Source organism: Paraburkholderia ginsengisoli NBRC 100965, assembly GCF_000739735.1.
Taxonomy (GTDB): Bacteria; Pseudomonadota; Gammaproteobacteria; order Burkholderiales; family Burkholderiaceae; genus Paraburkholderia; species Paraburkholderia ginsengisoli.
Map to the genome: position 1 here is coordinate 281065 of NZ_BBJF01000006.1, position 18640 is coordinate 299704.

Here is an 18640-nt window from a genome sequence, read left to right on the forward strand (position 1 = left end):
GTCGTTGGCTGCTTCTTGACACAGAGCGGCGCGACGCGGGCGGCGAGAAGATTCAGCGCGCGATGACCGTGATCTTCTTCGAGTACACCGGCGGATTGTGCGGGACATGCATGTCGTCGCCCATCAGCAACTGCAAGGTGTGCTTGCCCGGCGGCAGTTGAATCATGGTTTCCGTTTCGCCCGCGCCGAAATGCAGATGGTTGCGGTCCGACGGAATTTCCTGGTCCATCGGCGGCAGGTCGGTATCGATCAACAGATGATGGTGGCCGGTATTCGGATACTTGACGCCCTTCGGTGCCACACCCATGAAGCGCAAGCCGAACCACACACGGAAGGGCTTGTTAGCGGGCACCACCTGGCCATCGTTCGGATAGCCGATATACGCGTACGCGCCGGGCGGCGCCGGTGTCGTGCCGGCGATGGCGAAATCCGGCAAGGCCAATGCCGCCGACGTCACGAGCGCCGCGACCGCGATGATCTTGTACATGAGGTCTCTCCGTCCTGACTGACCCGTGTGTTGAACGAACGGATCGCGCTAGTCTTTCTGCACGGTAATGGTGATCTTCTTCGAATATACGGGCGGCACGTGCGGCACGTGGTTCTGATCGCCGAGAATCAGTTGCAGCGTGTGCTTGCCCGGCGGCAATTCGATGCGCGCGTCCGTCTCGCCCGCGCCGAAGTGCAGGTGATTGCGATCCGACGGAATTTCCTGATCGAGCGGCGGCAGGTCGGTGTCGATCAGCAGATGATGATGCCCGCAGTTCGGAAATGTGACGCCCTTCGGGCACACGCCCATGTTGCGCAGGCCCATGCGCACCCATAGCTTGCCCCCGTGAATCACCGCGCCGTCCGATGGCCAGATGATGTATTCCTCGGCGTTCGGCGGCGACGCCGTCTGCCCGGCCAGCGCGTAGCCGGAAGCCGCCACGCTGCCGAGCGCGACGAACAGTGTCGCGCACGCGCTCGCGCGCCACGCGCTGAAGCACGCTTTCACTCGATGACGCCTGCCGGAAACAACGGGGGTGAGGATTCTTCTTCGCATAGCGCACTCTCCCGAAGAGGGGACATGGCTGCATCGGCTGCGCAAGGCAGGCCGATCGTTCCGGCTGGATATCGCGGGTGCGAGTGACGGGACGGCCGCCAAGATAAAACGACTGTGCGGCGTTACTTTGTGAATTAGCTTAGGTCGTAACTTGCCAAAAAGATACGCCACACTCGTTAACCGTATGACGCATTGAGGACTCACGACAGTTGTGACGCGCAAAGCGCGTGCTATCGTTATTAGCAGGTTGCAGACGGATGGTTGTCGAGAGCGGCATCGATGCTTCGCCCGAGGTACTGCTGCGAATGCTGCGAGCAATGCGGTCCTCGAATGCCTAAGTTCTGTCCGGTACAAACAGGATGTGAAGATGTGGCGAATATTCCTGCTGGTGTGCATGGCCGGAGCAATCCATGCGCAGTGGGGCGTGGCGCATGCCGCTCCCGCGACCTCTGCAAGTACTGCAACTCCCGCGCCCGGTGCAATGGGGATTGATATCCCGGCTATGGGCGATGCGGTGTTCTCGCCGTCCACGCCGGTCCCGGCCATCGCGCCTTTCTCGCCATCGCGGGCAAACCCACTTTCTCCGCTGTCGCCACGCATTGCACTCGTAATCGGCAATGGCGCATACGGCGATCTCGCGGACGCTCTCCGCACGAACGCACCGCGCGACGCCGAAGCGATGCGCGACACGCTCGCTACGCTCGGCTTCGACGTCATCATGCGCACGAATGCAACGCCGCGAGACATGCAGCAGGCCATCGGCGAATTCCATCGGCGTTTGCAAGGCGGCGGCGTCGGCCTCTTCTATTTCGCGGGACATGGCATGCAGGTCGGCCGGCAGACTCTGCTGATGCCCGCCGGACTCGACGCGCGCTCGCCGGCGTCGCTGGTGAAAGACGGCATCGATCTGAATGGCGTGTTACGCGCGATGTCCGCACCGCGTGCCGGTCGACTCAACGTCGTCGTCCTCGACACGTGCCTGAACAATCCGTTCGCAGCGGACACGGCACGCGATGCACCGGCGCTTCCAGCCGACACCGTGGTCGCCTACGCCACCGCGCCCGGCGGCTTTGCCGCGGACGGCCCGCGTCATGGCGTGTACACGAACGCGCTGCTGCGCGAGTTGAAGCGCGCTCGGTCGCAAACGCTCGGCAGTCTGCTTCAACATGTGGCCGCGCAAGTACGCGAGGCAACGGCCAATGAACAGAGGCCGTGGACAGCCACCACACTTACGCTGTCCTTACCTGTGCATAGCGCAAACGGTGGCTCGCGCGACGCGAGCACATCGCTCGCGTGGGCCGTCGACGACGCCCCGGTCGTCACGCTGCACAGCCGGGGCATCCTTCCGAAAGACAGCAGCGAGCAATACGAAATCACGTTCTGGAATTCGATCAAGGACAGCAACTACCCCGCCGATTACGAGGCCTATTTGAAGGCCTATCCGAACGGCCGCTTCGCGACGCTGGCTCATGCGCGCATCGATCGCTTGCGCGCCGCTGCGGCGGCGAGTGCGCCGGCGGCTGCACCGCCCGCAGCGGCGGCGGTTGCACCCGCACCTGCCCCGCAAGCCGCGCGACCCGCTGTGCCCGCGAGCGCCCCGGCGCAGGAGCGTCCGCATGCAACGCCAGCTCCGACCTCAAGCGCCGCTGCCCCAACCGCGCCAGCGACCGCACAAAAAGCCATCTCGCGCCCAGCCGTCGCCGGCGAGAGCCGCGACTGCGCCGCCTGCCCGATCATGGTCCCCGTGCCGGCCGGCTCGTTCGCGATGGGCAGCAGCACCGACGATCCGTCGGAGAAGCCGGTCCATCACGTGAACATCGGTGCGCCGTTCGCGATCGGCAAATACGAGGTGACGGTCGAGCAATGGAACGCGTGCGTCGCCGCCAACGCGTGTCAGAAGGCAACGCCCGACAGCAATACGAACAAGGCCGCACCCGCGCGCGACCTGAGCTGGGACGACGCGCAGCAGTACGTGAAATGGCTCAGCAAAGTCACCGGCAAGCCCTACCGTTTGCCCACCGAAGCGGAATGGGAATACGCGGACCGAGGCGGCACGACGACCGCCTACTGGTGGGGCGATCAGATGCGCAAGGGCAACGCCAATTGCAAGGACTGCGGCGATCCGTGGCACAAGGAAGGACCGGAGCCGGTCGGTTCGTTCGCGCCGAATCCGCTCGGCCTCTACGACATGAACGGCAGCGTATGGGAATGGACCGCCGACTGCTGGCACAACAACTACCAGAGCGCGCCCGTCGACGGTCACGCGTGGGACAGCCCCGGTTGCGACATGCGCGTGATTCGCGGCGGCTCCTGGCGCGAAGGCGGCGGCTACATGCTCAGCGCGACGCGCTTCAAATACAGCGCGGGCGTGCGTCAATCGCAGGATGGCATGCGGGTCGTCAAAGATCTCAAGTGATGCGGGCCCTGCACACACATTCAGGGCGCTCAGGGCGCACGCGGCTTCGTCGTGATCGGCGCGAAGTCGGCAACGATATGGTCCTGGCCGTATTTGCCGCCGAGCTGCTTGAGCCGCGTATCGAGCGCGCGCAGATAGTCGGCGCGCGATTCGCTTTCCGGACGCGGCTTGTCGAATAGCGGCGCGGGCGTAATCAGCAACACCACCATCTCCGCGCCGAACGGCTTCGAAATGATCCAGTCGCCACCGCTGCCGATCGTCGCCGCATAGTGCGGGGGCGCCTGATTGTCCTTCGCGCGCGGACTCGGCACCATGTGCACGACGCTGCCGTCGAGCTGGTAGTAGTCGAGATTCACGTACGAGTCGAAGCCCGGCGTCGTCACGTCGACCACCAGCGGGTCGCCGTCGCTCAACTGACCGCTCGGTGGCCGCACATGCAAAGCCGCCACGCGGCCTGCCTGCCAGTTGCGAACCCAGTACGGTGCGAGCGCGCCGACTGTGTCGCATTTGTCGTCGGCGAGCGGCTGGACATCGAGCGTCAGCGTATTGACGCCCGGCAGCGCCGCCAACGTATCCTTCAGGCGTCCCGCACCGTAGCGTTGCGAGACGAAACCGCGCACCGTCAGCGAGTGGTCCTGCACAGCGGCGGATAGCGCCGAGCAGGGCACTTGCGCCAGTGCGGGCGCGATCGCGGCGAGGGTCAGCGCGGGTCTGGGCGCCGGCGCCGTGGCGAGGGGCGTCGACGATGCCGGTGCCGCTGCGCTCGTCGCGGCAGAAGGCGCCGAGGATGGCGCGCTGGACGCAGTCACCGTCGACGGCAGAACCGGTCCCGCAGTCGCTTCAGACGCCGCTCCCTCCGACGCCGCGCTCGCGCTTTCCGCCACCGGCTGCGAAGCCTCCACATCCGTTTGCGCGCTACCTTGCCTGCTCGGCCCCGAACGCAGCGCGAACACGCCGACCGCCGTCGCGCACACCACGGCGAAACTCGCGAGCCCGACTTTCGCCAACGTGCCCGACTTCTCCGCGCGCGCCTCGTTGTCGAACTCGCCGATGAAGCGCACCACACTTGGCATGCGCGCGCCGCGCTCGAACGACAACGCGGCGCGCAATGCGCGCCATTGCCGCGAGTCGAGATTCGGCGGACGCTGCGGTTTGAAATCGGCATTGCGCGCCTGGGTCGCCGACAAACGATCGAACGGATGATGGCCGGTCAGCAACTCGTAGGTGATGCAGCCGAGCGCATAGATGTCGTCGCGCGGGTCCGGCTCGCGATGCTCGATCATCTCCGGGCTCGCATACGCGGGCGTCAACGCGCCGAGGCTGCCAGGATCGAACACAGTCGCGTCGCTCTCTTCCTCCGGCCGCTGAAACACGCGCGCAATGCCGAAGTCGATCACTTTCACTTCGGCATTGGTGGTCAGAAACACGTTGGCCGGTTTGAAGTCGCAATGGACGAAGCCGCGTTCATGTGCGTATGCGAGCGCGGCACACATGCCGCGCACGATCGGCACCGCCGCGCGCACTGGCATGCCCTGATAACCGGGCGTGCGCAGCAACTGACTGAGCGGTTTGCCGCTCAGGTACTCCATCGTTAGATAAACGATCGGCCCGTCGCGGTCGAAGTCATACACCGTGATGATGTTGCGATGCGCGAGCACCTGCGCCTTGCGCGCCTCGCGCTGCAACGCGACGAGCGAATTCGGATTGCCGCGAAACTGGACGTTGAGCACCTTGATCGCGAGATACGGCTTGCGGTCCGACGCTTCGAGCTTGCGCAGATCGAGCGCCTTGTACACCGTGCCCATGCCGCCGACGCCCAGACACTCCTCCAGCACGAAGCGATTGTTCAGCGTGTCGCCGGTGCCTTTGATCTGGTCGTGTCCCGGCGGGCTTTGCGCGTTGGCCTGGCCCGCACTGCCGGCGCTTGCCGAACTTACCGACGGAATCTCCACCGTCGTCTGGATGCCGGTTTCATCGCCGCCCGCCGCCACGTTCGACACGCGCAACTGTTCGATGCGCCGCCGCACTTCGAGGTAGAGATCGTCGGGTAACGGGGCCTTGCGATGCGCCGCGCCAAGCATCTCCAGCAGCTGCGTGGGACCGAGTCCTTCGGTCGTCAACGTGCTGTCGAGCTGAGCGACGAACTCGTCACGCGACAGTGCGCCGCTCTGGAAGTCGTGAATCACATGCGCAAGGCTAGCCATTTGTGCGAAGCGCCGCCGCTGCCGTTGGGCCGGATCGCACGCGACCGAAGCCACTCAGGCTGATAGAAGACTTGTCGTAACCGGTTACATGTGCCGCTTCGATACTAGCTCCCGGTCCGCGCTTTCGCAAACCAGGATTGGCCCGCGCCGCCGCGCGCCGACGCGGCGCGCGAGTGTCGCCCGGCATCCAACAGCATGCGGGCGGCTGTCGGTCGTGCGCCACCGCTCGCACGGCGGCCAGGCATGTCGTGGTACGGCGACCTGACGCGTGATGCTCCTCGAAAGCCTTGTGGATATAGGCTCCGCCAGATTTATTAGGAGCCTTGAATGAAACTGGCATGGCCCCTGCATTAGTGACACCCGAGCAGACAAATTGCTCGAACCCAATCGCAAGACCGCGATACTTTCTTCCAGGAGACTTACCATGAACACGCTGATGATCAAAGACCTGTCCATCACCGAACAACTCGACAGCAAGGCGATGAGCGCCGTGCGCGGCGGCTTCGGCCCGTCGGTCTCGTACTACAACTTCAGCCCGGTCTACGCGCCGAACAACAGCAAGAAGGTCGATGCCCAGCAACTGATCAGCACACAGATGGACATCCAGAACGCCAACGCCAACAACGTCGCGTTCGCCGCCGGCCTCAGCTCGACGTTCGATCCGCACGTCACGTCGACCAACAACATCCACGTGTAAAGCGTGACGAGGCGAAGCGCCCGCGCTCGCGGGACGCTTCGCCTCACGCCGATCACGCCCGTCTTCCGCGCACCTTTGGAGAATCACCATGTCATCCCTCATGATTCGCGATCTGTCCCGCACCCGGGAGCTCGATCGCCGCGCAATGTCGGCAGTAGCCGGCGGCAGCGCCGGCGCTGGCAGCAGCGTGCCGGGCCTGCCGTCGATCGCCGGCCTCGGCGGCATTGCCAACGTCAATGTCTCGATCAACCAGAACCTCAACCAGGCGCAATACGTGAACGTCGCCGCGCTCAACAACATCGGCGTGGTCGGTGCGGGGCTGGTGCCGCTGCACCTGGACGTGAGTCCGTCGCTGTGGGGCGGCAACTACGCCGCCGTTTAACGCCAGGCAGCAGCGCAGGGACAGGGGTTCCTTCACTGCCGCAATGTCGTCATCGACAGGCAAGCTGCAAACGGATTTCCTATACTCATAGTGCGACGAGACCTCGACACACAGAACGACACCCAGCGGCGGCCGGTCCAGCTCATGGACCAGCCGCCCGATTTCTTTTCCGGAGCCGCCATGGCAAAGCTCATCATCAAGGATCTGGCCGACAGCGTCGAACTCGACCGTCAGGCGATGGCCGCCGTCGTCGGCGGCGCACGCGTCGGCGCGCGATCGAGTATGGCCGCGCCGCTCGTGCCGGATGCGGCGCGTGTCGTCGACTATCCGCCCGGCTTTCCCGCTGCGCATCGGACGATTGCCGAGGCCGCGCTGGAGCGCGAACGTCAACGCAAGTAGCGCAGAGTGCAGAGGGGCATCGCAGTCGTCGCCGCAGCGGCACGCGTCAATAGCGCGTGCCGTTTGTTTTTCATGCGCCGTGAGCCCCGCTGCTCGCGACACGGCGCGTGGCGCGTGACGCCGCGTTGCCATCCAGTCATTCGCGCGCAATGCGCGAGGTTCGCCCGGGCACAGGGATGCGACCTTGCTTTGATCGCTCATGCTGCAACGGCAGCGCCTGACGCGGCGCTCTGCCGGCATCGACGTCGCGATCGCCCATAGATTTTCCGCGCGAATTCCGCGCACATCGCCATAGCCGATGGAATGCCGGAACCTGGCATCGCGTGATGCCCGATCGCCTGCTTCAGTGACTATTGCCGCGAAATCCACTGTCATTGTCGGGGACCTGCCGCGTCGCGCGGATCATGTACATGACGAAGGACGCTCGCCGTCGAACCGATGAAGACGCGGCACGCGGCAGCCGTTCCATGGTCGCGATCGTGAACGTCGGCGCGGTGCGCCGCGTCGACGGCCAGCGAGATCGACACGCTGTCTTTCGAAGGCCGTTTTGGCGGGACCTATTAGTAGGACGCGCGAGCCGTCCGCAATTGGAAAACGGCATCCCTTGATGTCGTCGCCACGAGAGCAGCAGCCGTCCAATTCGCCTGGTGAATGTCCGCTCACGGCGACATAGGCCAGCGCGCGCTCACCTATGATGCTTAGGACGCCACGTGGTTTTGTGCCTGCCACCCGCCGATAGCCCGCGCTATCCGGACGGCTCGATGGCGCAGCGGTGTTCGCGGCGCGCGGCAGCCGGCGCGACGCACACCCACAGCGACGATCGCGGCGCGCCACGAGCCGGCATCGCCAATCCAGATTGGAGACACGTCATGAAATTCATCGTGCAATGGAATGGTCAGCCGGCCAACGAGAACGCGGTCATCGAACGCTTCATGAAAACGGGCGGCCGTACGCCGGAAGGCGTCACGTTGCTGGGACGCTGGCACGCGATCGGCGGACTGCATGGCGTGGCGATCGTCGAGGCGAACGACACGCAGAGCATGACGGCAATGGCGCTCGAATGGGGCGACATGCTGAAGATGAACATTTTCCCCGCGCTGACCGACGAAGACCTGGGCGCGGCGCTCGGCAAGCATGTGGCGGGACGTCAATAAGTCTTCGTGAATGCCAGGCCGTCGTGCCTGTTCGCTGCGGGCGAGCACGCCCAGCTTGTCCGTAGCCCTCCAGACCCACACCCTTTTCGCTTCCTCGAACTAGTCCCCCGACCGCGTTCGCGCGCTTCATCTGCGACGCGGCGGCGCTCGGCATTGCGTTCGCCGCCGATATCGTCGCTGCGCGAATCGGCTCGGCGCGCAAAGCGGCGGCGTAATCGGATGGATGAATCTGAATACGGTTGAAGCTCCTCCCGTCGAATTCCTCGTAGTAGGCATGCGGTTTGCTCACCAAGGACATCGATGCTGTTTTCGCCGGGCCGCCGCAACGTTGCGCGAAGGCCATGCGAAGACGGGTCTTTATCAACCAGCGGAGGTCATTCATATGTTGGGAACTATTCTTCTGATCGTCCTGATCCTTCTTCTCATCGGCGCGTTTCCGTCGTGGCCGCATAGCCGTTCGTGGGGCTACGGTCCTAGTGGCGGACTCGGCGTGGTGCTGATCGTGGTGATCGTGCTGCTGGTTGTCGGCGTGATATAGCCGACGCGTCTTTCGACGCAAGCCGACTCGATCCACGGGGATGAGAAAGCGGTAGTTGCACACTGAGGTTCGAACGAAGGCGGCCGCCGGATAGCGATATCCGGCGGCCTTCTCATGTCCGGCGCTCGCGAACGCATAGAGGGACGACGCCCTCTCTCGCTGCGTGTCACGCGGCAACATGCGATGGAAAAGTTACTCGCTCATCAGAATTCTGAATCGCTTCGAGTGCGCGTCTATCGAATGACGGCGCGATCCATCGCATAGCCGTCGACCAGTTGTTCGAACAGTTCCGCGTCGCCCATCTGGCCGCCCTTGAGCATGATCTCCATGCCGTCGAGTTCCGCGCGGTCGGCGTGCAACCGGCACACCGTCACGCCCGCCGATAGCGGCGCGAGATAGGACAGCCCCCACGCGTCGAGCGCACGCACGGCGAAGCTCGACGTGTCGCCGCCGGCTATACCGATGCGCTGCAATCGCACGGCGTCGAGCACTTCCCGCAACAGCATCGCACAAGCGTGCGCGAGCGGCGGGAGCGCGGCGTTGGCCGCGTGCGGCGTGTCCGTCGCGGCTGTCGCGTTCGCGGTGCCTGCGATGTTCTTTGCGCCGCTCGCTGCACGGCGCGTTGTAAAAGCGAGCACGTTGCGGCCGTCGCGCAGCGGCCCGACAATCGCCGCCACGCGTTCCGCCAGATAGACGGCAGCGTCGCCGCCGCTCATCCGCTGCGGGTCCAGTTCCACTCGCAGATACGAATGCGCGGCGTCAATCTGCACCTCGGTCAGCGGCGACAGACTGCCGGCCAGGACGAACACCGGTCCTCTCGCGCGAGCCAACGGCACGACCGTCTTCACCGCCGACATTTGCGCGCGCGCGGCGAACGTCGACGCATACGCCTGCGCGACGCTGCTCGCGCCGACCGCGAGCAACGTCGCCTTCGCCGCATGCCGTGCGATCACCCGGCCGATCGCTTGCAGATGCGTGTCGTCGAGCACGTCGAACAGCAACGCATCCGGCTTCGATTCGAGCCGTTGCGACACCTCGGCTTGCAGCGCGGCGTCGCCTGCCGCATAGCAGCGCCAGTCGATCGACTGCACCCGCTCGACGCCCTGGCGTTGCAGATGCACGCGCAAGTCCGCCTCGTGCATCGGCGTCACCGGATGACGGCTCATCGTGGGATGTCGATCGATCCGGTAGATCGCCTGCCGCTGATCGTCCGCCCCGGCCGCGGCGAACAGTTCGCCGAATACGCAATAGCGCCGCAAATTCGGCTGGCCGCCAATCACGGCGACGAGTTCGTTCGCGCAGTGAGCACGCAACGTACGAATCGCCACGCCGATGCTGCCGGTTTGCGGCGCGCTGTCGAAAGTCGAGCACACCTTGTAGTGCATCACCCGCACGCCGAGCGCGGCGAATGCAGCGCCGACGCGCGCGAGTTCCTGCCGCTGCGCATGCGGCTGCATCGTGCGTGCGGCGCCCGCGACGCCGAGCGCGTCGAGTTGGCCGAGTGCCGACAAACGCGCGGCATCCGGTGGCGCGAACAATAGCATCGTGCGCAAGCCTGCGCGCGCGAGGTGCGCGAGCGTATCGGTCGCGCCGGTGAAGTCGTCGCCGTAGAACGCGTAGGCGGGACGCGTGCGGTGCGCTTCAGTCGTGCTGTCGCTCGTGTTTTCAGCCGTGGCGTGGCCTCTGAAATCGTCCATGTCGCTCATGTTCCGCTACGCACTCAGGCGCGGCCGCCGAAAAACGCCAACGCGCGCCGCAACTCCGGCATCTGCTCCGCGTACACCGGCAGCGGCGTGCCGGCTTGCACGGCCGCCCACGCCTGACGCACGCTCGTCACGCCGGCGGTCGGGCCGTCCGGATGCGCGAGTATGCCGCCGCCCGACATGAACAGCAGATCGGTGGAGCGCACTGCGTCGAACGTCGCTTGCACGGTGCCGGCCCACTGTCCCGACGAAAACGCCGGCATCACGACATCGTCGCAACCGGAGGCGAGCGGCGTCGCGCAATCGCGCGCCGACTCGATCACCTCCGCGTCGCTTTGCGCGAACTTGCCGGCGAGGCCGTGCACGTGCATATGATCGACGCCGGTCAAACGCCAGAGCGTCTGATACGCCTGGAACGACATGCCGAGCGCCGGATCGCGCGACATCATCCCGTAGCCGTTGCGATGCGCGTGCAGCACGAGCGGGGTCGAACGGCGCAGCGTCTGGATCGCGGAGAAGCCGCACCAGTTGATGCTCGCCATCACGCAACTGCCGCCTTCATGCTCGACCAACTCCGCATGACGGCGCATCGCGTCGAGGTCGTCGGTGATATTAAACGCGACCATCACCGGACGGCCGCTGCGCTCGCGATAGCTGCGCACTTCCGACATCACCGCCCGCACGCGTTCGGCAAGCGGCGCGTGTGCGGGATTCGCACATACTTCGTCATCCTTGATGAAATCGACGCCCGCTTCGCACAGCTCGCGCGCGAGGGCCGCCGTTTCCGCCGCGCTCAGGCCGACGTTCGGCTTGATGATGGTGCCGATCAGCGGCCGGTCCGTCACTTGTGTCAGCGCGCGCGTACCCGCCACGCCATGACGCGGCAATTCGAATTGCGCGCGATACGAAGCCGGCAAACGCAGCGACAGCAGCCGCATGCCGGTCACTTCGCCGAGGTCGTAGAGGTTGCCCGCGACGGTGGCGGCCAGCGTCGGCAGATTCGCGCCGATGTTGGCGAGCGGAAACGACAGCGTGACGCGCGCGCGCCGCCACGGCCCCGCCGCGCGTTGCCGGATCAGCCACGCGCTCTGCAAGCTCGGTTGCGGCGCGGCTTCGAGTTCGTCGATATGCAGCACACTCGCGCGGCTGCGCGCGCGCAACGCGTCGGATTCATTGGCGACGCGCACGAAGGTGCCGCTCGACTGCTCGCCGGCCATTATCTCGGCGACGCGCGCGGGATCGAGCGGCGTCTCGATCAGATAGTCGGCTTCGAGCGTGTGTTCGCCTGACGGCTGCGCCTCTTTCGTCGCGTTCATAACGTGCCCAGATCCGGAAAGCGACGCACCGGCTCGCGGCCGTCCCAGTCGCGCGACGCGGCGTAGATCATGTCGAACAGCTTGCCCTTCGGCCCCGCGATCTCGGACAGCTCGATCACCGTACCCGGGTGCGTTTCCGTATCGAAGTAGACAAAGCGCCCGTTGCGCCCCACCTCACCGCTCATCGCCACCTTGAAACCCTGCTCCTTGAGGCGCGCGAGATCCGCGTCGAACGAGGTGGTCCAGTAAGCGTTGTGTTGCAAACCGGTGTGGCCGGCGGCAAGGAAGTCGCGATACATCGACGGTGCGTCGTTGCGCGTCTGGATCAACTCGACCTGCAGCGGCCCCGAGTTCGCCAGCGCGACCGAGTTGTGCACTTCATATTTTTCCCCGCGATACGTGTAGTTTTCGATGGGCACGCGTTCGTTGTAGAACCACGGGCCCACGCCGAGCACGCGGCTCCAGTAGTCCATCGCGGCTTCGATGTCGCGCACCACATAGCCTGCCTGCCGTATTTCGCCAAAGAAACGACTCATGAAACTCTCCCGATGCTGCGAGGTTTGAAGACGAGCGCCCCCCGGCGCAGCCGTTATGCAGCGCCCGAAGGTCGAACCTGTGAAGAAAAACTTAGAGGAAGCCGATCGAAATCCAGGGAATCGCCGCGACCAGCAGCAAGCCGACGATCAACGCGCCCATGTACCCGACGATCGGGCCAATGCCCGCATCGGGGTTGACCTTGCTGATCGCGCACGCCGAGTAGTAGCCGACGCCGAACGGTGGCGAGAACAGCCCAACGCCCATCGACAGGATCACGACGATCGCGTAGTGCACTTCATGCACACCGGCGAGCCGCGCGATCGGAAACAGCAGCGGCCCGAACAGCACGATTGCGGGAATGCCTTCGAGCACGCTGCCTAGCATCACGAACACGACGATCGACACCGCGAGGAAGCCATACGCGCCGCCGGGCATCGCGCCCATCCATTGCGCGAGGTCCTGCGAAAAGCCGGATTGCGTAAGCGCCCAGGCCATCGCGGTCGCGCAACCGATGATGAACAGGATCGCGCCCGACAGGGTCGCCGCATCGACCAGCATGCGTCCGAGCCGCCGCCATTCGAAGCGCCGATAGATCAGCAGTCCGACCAGCATCGAATAGGCGATACCGATGGTCGACACTTCGGTCGCCGTCGCCACGCCTTCGACCACCGCCATGCGAATCACGAACGGCAGTGCGAGCGCGGGCACCGACACGATGAACAGCCGGCCGATCTGCCGCCGTGTAAAGCGTTGCGCGCCGCTCAGATCTTCCTTGCGATAACGCCACCACACCACGACGCACAAAATCAACGCGAGCACCGCGCCCGGCAACATGCCGGCGGTGAAGAGCGCGGAGATCGACAGCCCCGTGACCGAGCCGATCGTGATCAACACGATGCTCGGCGGAATGGTTTCGCTTTGCGCGCCGGTCGTGGCGAGCAGCGCGACCAGATCGCCTTCGGACGCGCCGCGTTTCTTCATCTCCGGAAACAGCACCGGCGCGATGGCGGCCATGTCAGCGACTTTCGAGCCGGAAATGCCGGACACCAGATACATCGCGCCGATCAGCACGAACGACAGCCCGCCATGCACGTGACCAACGAGGCTCGCGAGAAACTCGATCATCGCGCGCGCCATGCCGGTCATTTCGATCAGTAGCCCGAGGAAAACGAACAGCGGCACGGCGAGCAGCACAAGATGCGACATGCCCTCGTCCATGCGGCCGACCACCACTTCGAGCGGCGTGAAAGTGGAGAGGCCGAGATAGCCGAATGTCGCGAGCGCAAAAGAGAAGCCGATGGGCACGCCCGAAAAAATGCCGATCGCCACCACGCCGACGAAGAAGATCACGAGGTTGAGCTTGCCGAGCGTCTGGAACCACGGTCCGGCGAACACGGCCACCGCGCCGAACAGCGCGGCGATCGCGAGCACGATGACGACGTCGCGCACGCGGCTCACCTGGGCGAGACGGATCAGGCCGACCAGCAGCATCAGCGCCGCGCCGATCGGCAACGCGAGCGCGCGCCATGCGTTGCTGATTTGTAGCGCGGGCGTGACGATCGCGGCTTCGCCGGATGCGTAGTCGTACGCGGGTGCGATCAGCAGTGCCAGCAACGCGATCGACGCGGCGATCGCGAGCGTATCGACGAACGCGCGCCGCTGCGGCGACAAGCGGCTGACGAGCGCCGTCATCCGCATATGTTCACCGCGCCGCAGCGCGAGCACCGCGCCGAGCATCGCGAGCCACAGGAACAGAATGCCCGCCAGTTCATCCGACCACACCAGCGGCTGATGCAACACGTAGCGCGACACGACGCCCGCCAGCATCACGACGACCTCCACCGCGAGCAGCGAAGCCGCGCACACTTCGACCAGCGCGATCAGGCCGCGGTCCAGCGTGGCGAGCCAGCGGCGCGGCGTGCTCGTCGCGTGCAACGGCACGGCCGCGGCCTCTGCCGGATTCAATGCGTGATTCGACATGCTGCGCTCTCCTGGCGGCTGCTGGCCGCGCGTCGTCTGATGCTCACCGGGCTGCCGCACGCTCAGGCCAGCTTGCCGACCGATTGTTCGAGCAGGTCCCACGCCTCGTTGCCGAACTTGCTCTTCCAGGCCGCATAGAAACCCGCTTGACGCAGCGCGGTGCGGAACGTGTCCGGCGCCGGACGGTTGATCGTGAGCCCCTTGCTTTGCAGATCGGCGACCGCCGCGTCGTTGAGCTTGCGCACGTCCTCGCGCTGCTTGAGCGCCGACTGATTGAACGCATCGCTCGCGATGGCCTGCAGGTCCTTCGGCAGACGCTGCCACGCGCGCGGGTTCAGCACGAACCAGTAGCCGTCCCACATGTGATTGGTCAGCGAACAGTACTTCTGCACTTCGTAGAGTTTCGCGACCTGCACGATCGGCAGCGGGTTTTCCTGCGCATCGACGATATGCGTTTGCAACGACGAATAAACCTCGCTGAATTGCAGGCTCGTCGGCGCGGCGCCGAGTCCTTTGAACATATCGATGCTGAGCGGACTGACCGGCACGCGAATCTTCAGACCGCGCATATTCTGCGCACTCGTGATCGGACCGTTGCTGGTCGTGGTCTGACGGAAACCGTTGTCCCACATCTTCTCGAACGATTCGAGCCCGGCCTTCTGCATTGCCGCACGCACGTACGCGCCGAGCTTGCCGTCCATCGCGCCCCACACCTGGTTGTAGTCGCTGAACGCGAAGCCGACCGCGTTGATCGCCACCGACGGCGCGAGCGTCGACACTACCAGCGCCGACGGCGTGAACATTTCGATGCCGCCGCTGCGCACCTGCGCGAGCATGTCCGTGTCGCCGCCCAACTGGTTGTTAGGGAAGATCCGGATCTCCATGCGCCCCTTCGACGCCTCGCGAATCTGATTGGCCGCCTCCTGCGAGCGCACGTTCAGCGGATGTGTGAGCGGCAGGTTGTTGCCGTACTTGAACACGAACTCCGGGCCGGACGCCGCGCGCACGATCGCCGGAAAGCCCAGCGCACTGGCCACCGGCACGGCGGCCGCGGCACGCAGCAACGTGCGTCTCGCGAGGTTGGTCATTTGAGCGTCTCCTTGCTTATAATTGATGTGACTGTCGAATCCATCAAAATCCATCATCACTCGCTTCAACCCGTTGATTTCCGGTCATCAGTGTCGAAGGCTCGCGGGATAGCTGCAAGACTAGGCGTGCGCGGTGACCGCTGTCAAACCGCGGACTTGATGTTTTTTGATGGACTTCCCCTTTGCGAAGGACTGCCATGTCCGAACCGCTTCATCTCAGCGCCGCCGCGCGCGCACGCATTCCGGACATCGCTCGCGTGGCCGGCGTGTCGACCGCCACGGTGGATCGGGTGCTCAACGGCCGCGAAGGCGTGCGCGCCGTCACCGCGCAACGCGTGCTGCAAGCGGCCGCGCAACTCGGCTATCTGCTCACGCCGGACGCGCCCGCCGCGCCCGCTTCGAAGCCGATGCGCATCGCGTTCCTGCTGCCGGCCGGCACCAATCGCTATCTGCACATGCTCGGCGACTACATCGACTTCGCACACGATCAATGGAGTGCGTTGGACATGAAGTGCCGCGTGCACTATGTCGAGAGCTTCAACCCGAAAGAACTCGCCGCCCGTCTGTTGCACTACGGACAGCGCGCGGACGGCGTCGTCTTCATGGCGCTCGAACATCCCGTGGTGCGCGACGCGGTCAACGCGCTGGCGGACCAGGGCGTGCCGGCCATCACACTGATTTCGGACCTGTCGAACGCGCGGCGGCTCGCGTATGTCGGCATCGACAATCGTTCGGCCGGTCGTACGGCGGCGCTGCTGCTGGGGCGTTTCATGGGACCACGGCCGAGCGGCAAGATCGCGATGCTCGCGGGCAGCCTCAATTATCGAGGTCACGAGGAGCGCGAAATCGGCTTTCTGCATCTGATCGAATCGACGTTTCCGCAAGTGCGGGTGATCGGCCTGCGCGAAGGACACGACGACAGCGAGCGCAACTACATGCAGACGCGCAAGCTGCTCGAACAGCATCCCGACCTCGCGGGAATTTACAACAGCGGCGGCGGATCGGATGGCGTCGCGCGGGCGATTGTCGAAGCGCGCTCCGAGCAGAAGATTCTGTTCGTCGGACACGGCTTGACGCCCGATACGCGCGCGTTGCTGATCGACGGGACGATGGATGCGTTGATCACTCAAACGCCGCAGTCGATCGTGGGCAACTGTCTGCGGATATTCCGCAACGTGCGCGAGAAGCGCGACGCAATGAGCGATGTGAAGCCGGTGCAGTTCAGCATCGTGTTAAGGGAGAATTTGCCTTGAACGAAGGCCGCCCGATCGAAACAACTACGCGGACGTCTTGCGTGAATTGCACACCGCGCTACCCGCTTACCGTGCGACCGACCCACCTGCGATAAGACGTGGACCCGAATCGTCAGCGTTGGTGGGCAACGCAATGCGCCAGCCCGCGAGTCGCGCTGTGGCGGCGCTTCAGCCCCATGCGGAACGAGACTTTTGTGCGGCGCGCCTGCCCGGCGAACCGCGATTAACCTTCGTTGCAAGCCATGGCGAACAGGGCAGGCACGCCGGATGCTCGGTCATCATCGTACTCAACCTCGATACGAAAGGAGATCACATCATGCCTTACCTACTCGGCTGGCTACTTGGCGTTCCGGTGATCGTGCTGGTCATTCTGTACCTGATTTTCCATTAACCCTTTGCGACATACACGGTTGAGCTAACGACCGTCGTGTTGCAATGCGGCCGGTCGATGGCTGCGCGAAAGGCGACGCCCGCTGCTGGGGCGTCGCCTTTCGCTCGTCTACGCGGGCCTGCACGGCGACGCGTCGGGCCACGCCTTTTCTTCCTTGCACTGCAGAAAATAGCGGTTAAAACTAAATACACCAGTCCGCGAAATGCCATATCTGCACACACGTGCTCACGATCACGCACGAGCGAGGAGGGACCCATGGCACACGATGAATACACACTGTCGCATCAGGATGTGGTGAAGGCCATCATCATCGATCAGGCTATTCACGAGGGTCTCTGGACGCTGCTCATCAACTTCGATTTCGCCGCCAGCCACGCACCGCGCGTGCGCGACCCTTGCCTGACGGTGACGATCAAGGGCGTCGGCATCATGCGCGCGGCGTTGACCGATCCGTTCGCTGTCGACGCCGCGCTCGTCAATCCTGAGCCGCAACCAGTCGAGGAAACGGTGCACGTCACGGCCGCCGTCGACGGCTCGCATAACTCGCATACGCCACAACAAAGCATGCAATTTTGCCGCAACGCGTATCGCCACATCGCCGTGCAGAGCCGGATCAAAACACCGACCAAACCCGGCTGAGCAAGCCGCGCTCTTGCGCACAACGGCGGCGGCAGGCGCCGGCTCGCCTCAGCGTACCGCCGCCATCACCGCGCCCATGCCGACCAGCAAACTACCCATCAACCGGTTCACCGCGCGCAGCCGCTTTGGCCGTTGCAACACGCTGCGCAAACGGTGCGAGAAAACCGCCGTCGACGCGACGCCCAACGCAAACACCAGCGCGAACGTAGCCGCCAGCAACAGATACTGCTGATTCGCGGACCAGTGCGCCTCGTTCGAAGGCGTGCTGATGAACTGCGGGAAAAACGACGGGAAGAACAGCAACGTTTTCGGATTGAGTCCCGAGGTGGCGAAGCCGCGCCAGAACATGCCGCGTTGCCGGGCACTGCCGTCGGGCGTCGCAAGCGTGCCGCTGCGCCATTGCTTGCCGCCGAGATAAACCAGATAGACCGCGCCGCCCCAACGCAGCGCGATCAACGCGTGCTCGTCGATCAGCAGCAGCGAGTTCAGGCAGAGCGCGGTGAACGCCAGTTGCAACAGCACAGCGCAGGTGCCGCCCCACACGCATGGCAACGCGGCACGCCAGCCGGCGCTGAGCGCCTGGCTCATCGTCAGCACGTTGACCGGACCGGGGGAATAAACAAGGACTAGCGAAGCAAGAAGAAATGAAACGTACAGCTGGATCGACATCGGCGGGCATGGGGTTGCTGCATGGCCAGCGCATCGGGTCGCTGCGCGTGCGGGTCCAGGACCCGGCAACGCGGACGATCATGCGGGCAAGCATCGGTTAGGAACATGCGTCCATGCCCGGCGAGCGCGTCTTCCGGCGCGGGTAACGCCGGAATTCGCCCGCGTGCCGCCTTCCTGTGAAGACGGCGAGACACCGGTTCGCGGCTTGTGGCCGCGCAGAACCGCGAGGCGC

19 protein-coding genes and 1 pseudogene are annotated in these 18640 nt (G+C 64.7%); 11 read left to right on the forward strand and 9 right to left on the reverse strand.

Annotated features, from left to right (window positions below; genetic code table 11):
- Positions 1–52 precede the first annotated feature (52 nt).
- Together BGI01S_RS14210 and BGI01S_RS14215 are read right to left on the reverse strand one after the other, a co-directional pair.
- The gene (locus BGI01S_RS14210; RefSeq protein WP_042326397.1) at positions 53–487 is read right to left on the reverse strand and encodes a DUF4399 domain-containing protein; all 435 of its coding nucleotides are present in this window, start codon (positions 485–487) and stop codon (positions 53–55) included.
- 48 nt (positions 488–535) lie between these two features.
- Entirely contained in the window at positions 536–1042 is a 507-nt protein-coding gene (locus BGI01S_RS14215; RefSeq protein ID WP_042326398.1) for a DUF4399 domain-containing protein, read from the reverse strand.
- A gap of 502 nt (positions 1043–1544) precedes the next feature.
- Between BGI01S_RS14215 and BGI01S_RS31385 the strand changes: the two are divergent.
- A pseudogene (locus tag BGI01S_RS31385) lies at positions 1545–2216 on the forward strand (caspase family protein); the annotation flags it as partial.
- Positions 2211–3458, forward strand: a complete 1248-nt coding sequence (locus BGI01S_RS31390) for a formylglycine-generating enzyme family protein (protein ID WP_408638641.1) — start codon at positions 2211–2213, stop codon at positions 3456–3458. The pseudogene BGI01S_RS31385 and the gene BGI01S_RS31390, both read left to right, overlap by 6 nt.
- A gap of 29 nt (positions 3459–3487) precedes the next feature.
- Here BGI01S_RS31390 and BGI01S_RS14225 read toward each other — a convergent pair whose 3' ends face one another.
- Positions 3488–5662: a serine/threonine protein kinase gene (locus tag BGI01S_RS14225; protein WP_042326400.1), complete on the reverse strand. Its 2175-nt coding sequence runs from the start codon at positions 5660–5662 to the stop codon at positions 3488–3490.
- 424 nt (positions 5663–6086) lie between these two features.
- Here BGI01S_RS14225 and BGI01S_RS14230 point away from each other — a divergent pair, with 424 nt between their 5' ends.
- The 5 genes from BGI01S_RS14230 (at position 6087) to BGI01S_RS14250 (ending at position 8832) form a co-directional block, all read left to right on the forward strand.
- Entirely contained in the window at positions 6087–6359 is a 273-nt protein-coding gene (locus BGI01S_RS14230; RefSeq protein ID WP_042326401.1) for a hypothetical protein, read from the forward strand.
- 88 nt (positions 6360–6447) lie between these two features.
- Positions 6448–6741, forward strand: a complete 294-nt coding sequence (locus BGI01S_RS14235; RefSeq protein ID WP_042326402.1) for a hypothetical protein — start codon at positions 6448–6450, stop codon at positions 6739–6741.
- A gap of 180 nt (positions 6742–6921) precedes the next feature.
- Positions 6922–7140, forward strand: a complete 219-nt coding sequence (locus BGI01S_RS14240; RefSeq protein WP_042326403.1) for a hypothetical protein — start codon at positions 6922–6924, stop codon at positions 7138–7140.
- An 869-nt stretch (positions 7141–8009) separates the two neighbouring features.
- A complete protein-coding gene (locus BGI01S_RS14245; RefSeq protein WP_042326404.1) occupies positions 8010–8294 on the forward strand; it encodes a DUF3303 domain-containing protein in 285 nt (94 codons plus the stop codon).
- 382 nt (positions 8295–8676) lie between these two features.
- Positions 8677–8832 carry a DUF3309 family protein gene (locus BGI01S_RS14250; protein WP_042326821.1) on the forward strand — a complete coding sequence of 52 codons (156 nt, stop codon included), beginning with the start codon at positions 8677–8679 and terminating at the stop codon, positions 8830–8832.
- A 233-nt stretch (positions 8833–9065) separates the two neighbouring features.
- Here the strand turns inward: BGI01S_RS14250 and BGI01S_RS14255 are convergent, their stop codons facing one another.
- The 5 genes from BGI01S_RS14255 to BGI01S_RS14275 all read right to left on the reverse strand — a co-directional run bounded on the left by BGI01S_RS14255 (position 9066) and on the right by BGI01S_RS14275 (position 15456).
- Positions 9066–10529 carry a four-carbon acid sugar kinase family protein gene (locus tag BGI01S_RS14255; protein ID WP_042326405.1) on the reverse strand — a complete coding sequence of 488 codons (1464 nt, stop codon included), beginning with the start codon at positions 10527–10529 and terminating at the stop codon, positions 9066–9068.
- Positions 10530–10552: 23 nt separating this feature from the next.
- Positions 10553–11851 (reverse strand): ribulose-bisphosphate carboxylase large subunit family protein, encoded by a 1299-nt coding sequence (locus BGI01S_RS14260; protein ID WP_042326406.1) that lies wholly within the window; start codon positions 11849–11851, stop codon positions 10553–10555.
- Positions 11848–12387: a VOC family protein gene (locus tag BGI01S_RS14265; protein WP_042326407.1), complete on the reverse strand. Its 540-nt coding sequence runs from the start codon at positions 12385–12387 to the stop codon at positions 11848–11850. The genes BGI01S_RS14260 and BGI01S_RS14265 overlap by 4 nt, the downstream gene beginning before the upstream one ends.
- Positions 12388–12478: 91 nt before the next feature.
- Positions 12479–14368 carry a TRAP transporter large permease gene (locus BGI01S_RS14270; protein ID WP_042326408.1) on the reverse strand — a complete coding sequence of 630 codons (1890 nt, stop codon included), beginning with the start codon at positions 14366–14368 and terminating at the stop codon, positions 12479–12481.
- Between the two features lie 62 nt (positions 14369–14430).
- Positions 14431–15456 (reverse strand): TRAP transporter substrate-binding protein, encoded by a 1026-nt coding sequence (locus BGI01S_RS14275; protein WP_042326409.1) that lies wholly within the window; start codon positions 15454–15456, stop codon positions 14431–14433.
- A gap of 197 nt (positions 15457–15653) precedes the next feature.
- Between BGI01S_RS14275 and BGI01S_RS14280 the strand changes: the two genes are divergently transcribed.
- From BGI01S_RS14280 to BGI01S_RS14285, 3 genes are all read left to right on the forward strand, one after another.
- Positions 15654–16709 carry a LacI family DNA-binding transcriptional regulator gene (locus tag BGI01S_RS14280; protein WP_042326411.1) on the forward strand — a complete coding sequence of 352 codons (1056 nt, stop codon included), beginning with the start codon at positions 15654–15656 and terminating at the stop codon, positions 16707–16709.
- A 133-nt stretch (positions 16710–16842) separates the two neighbouring features.
- The gene (locus BGI01S_RS30185) at positions 16843–17100 is read left to right on the forward strand and encodes a hypothetical protein (protein WP_198488136.1); all 258 of its coding nucleotides are present in this window, start codon (positions 16843–16845) and stop codon (positions 17098–17100) included.
- A 255-nt stretch (positions 17101–17355) separates the two neighbouring features.
- A complete protein-coding gene (locus BGI01S_RS14285; RefSeq protein ID WP_042326412.1) occupies positions 17356–17739 on the forward strand; it encodes a hypothetical protein in 384 nt (127 codons plus the stop codon).
- A 48-nt stretch (positions 17740–17787) separates the two neighbouring features.
- On the opposite strand, the gene BGI01S_RS14290 is transcribed toward BGI01S_RS14285, so the two are convergent.
- A complete protein-coding gene (locus BGI01S_RS14290; RefSeq protein WP_042326413.1) occupies positions 17788–18408 on the reverse strand; it encodes a LysE family translocator in 621 nt (206 codons plus the stop codon).
- On the opposite strand from BGI01S_RS14290, the gene BGI01S_RS31065 reads away from it, so the two are divergent.
- On the forward strand, positions 18384–18509 hold the full coding sequence (locus BGI01S_RS31065; protein ID WP_255219745.1) for a hypothetical protein: 126 nt from the start codon (positions 18384–18386) through the stop codon (positions 18507–18509). The two genes, BGI01S_RS14290 and BGI01S_RS31065, sit on opposite strands and share 25 nt — an antisense overlap.
- Positions 18510–18640 lie beyond the last annotated feature (131 nt).

Excerpts from the sequence above, each read along its gene's own strand:
- BGI01S_RS14210 (WP_042326397.1), bottom strand. The coding sequence starts at position 487 with ATGTACAAGATCATCGCGGTCGCGGCGCTCGTGACGTCGGCGGCATTG.
- BGI01S_RS14215 (WP_042326398.1), bottom strand. The coding sequence starts at position 1,042 with ATGCGAAGAAGAATCCTCACCCCCGTTGTTTCCGGCAGGCGTCATCGA.
- BGI01S_RS14225 (WP_042326400.1), bottom strand. The coding sequence starts at position 5,662 with ATGGCTAGCCTTGCGCATGTGATTCACGACTTCCAGAGCGGCGCACTG.
- BGI01S_RS14230 (WP_042326401.1), top strand. The coding sequence starts at position 6,087 with ATGAACACGCTGATGATCAAAGACCTGTCCATCACCGAACAACTCGAC.
- BGI01S_RS14235 (WP_042326402.1), top strand. The coding sequence starts at position 6,448 with ATGTCATCCCTCATGATTCGCGATCTGTCCCGCACCCGGGAGCTCGAT.
- BGI01S_RS14240 (WP_042326403.1), top strand. The coding sequence starts at position 6,922 with ATGGCAAAGCTCATCATCAAGGATCTGGCCGACAGCGTCGAACTCGAC.
- BGI01S_RS14245 (WP_042326404.1), top strand. The coding sequence starts at position 8,010 with ATGAAATTCATCGTGCAATGGAATGGTCAGCCGGCCAACGAGAACGCG.
- BGI01S_RS14250 (WP_042326821.1), top strand. The coding sequence starts at position 8,677 with ATGTTGGGAACTATTCTTCTGATCGTCCTGATCCTTCTTCTCATCGGC.
- BGI01S_RS14255 (WP_042326405.1), bottom strand. The coding sequence starts at position 10,529 with ATGGACGATTTCAGAGGCCACGCCACGGCTGAAAACACGAGCGACAGC.
- BGI01S_RS14260 (WP_042326406.1), bottom strand. The coding sequence starts at position 11,851 with ATGAACGCGACGAAAGAGGCGCAGCCGTCAGGCGAACACACGCTCGAA.
- BGI01S_RS14265 (WP_042326407.1), bottom strand. The coding sequence starts at position 12,387 with ATGAGTCGTTTCTTTGGCGAAATACGGCAGGCAGGCTATGTGGTGCGC.
- BGI01S_RS14270 (WP_042326408.1), bottom strand. The coding sequence starts at position 14,368 with ATGTCGAATCACGCATTGAATCCGGCAGAGGCCGCGGCCGTGCCGTTG.
- BGI01S_RS14275 (WP_042326409.1), bottom strand. The coding sequence starts at position 15,456 with ATGACCAACCTCGCGAGACGCACGTTGCTGCGTGCCGCGGCCGCCGTG.
- BGI01S_RS14280 (WP_042326411.1), top strand. The coding sequence starts at position 15,654 with ATGTCCGAACCGCTTCATCTCAGCGCCGCCGCGCGCGCACGCATTCCG.
- BGI01S_RS30185 (WP_198488136.1), top strand. The coding sequence starts at position 16,843 with ATGCGCCAGCCCGCGAGTCGCGCTGTGGCGGCGCTTCAGCCCCATGCG.
- BGI01S_RS14285 (WP_042326412.1), top strand. The coding sequence starts at position 17,356 with ATGGCACACGATGAATACACACTGTCGCATCAGGATGTGGTGAAGGCC.
- BGI01S_RS31065 (WP_255219745.1), top strand. The coding sequence starts at position 18,384 with ATGAAACGTACAGCTGGATCGACATCGGCGGGCATGGGGTTGCTGCAT.
- BGI01S_RS14290 (WP_042326413.1), bottom strand. The coding sequence starts at position 18,408 with ATGTCGATCCAGCTGTACGTTTCATTTCTTCTTGCTTCGCTAGTCCTT.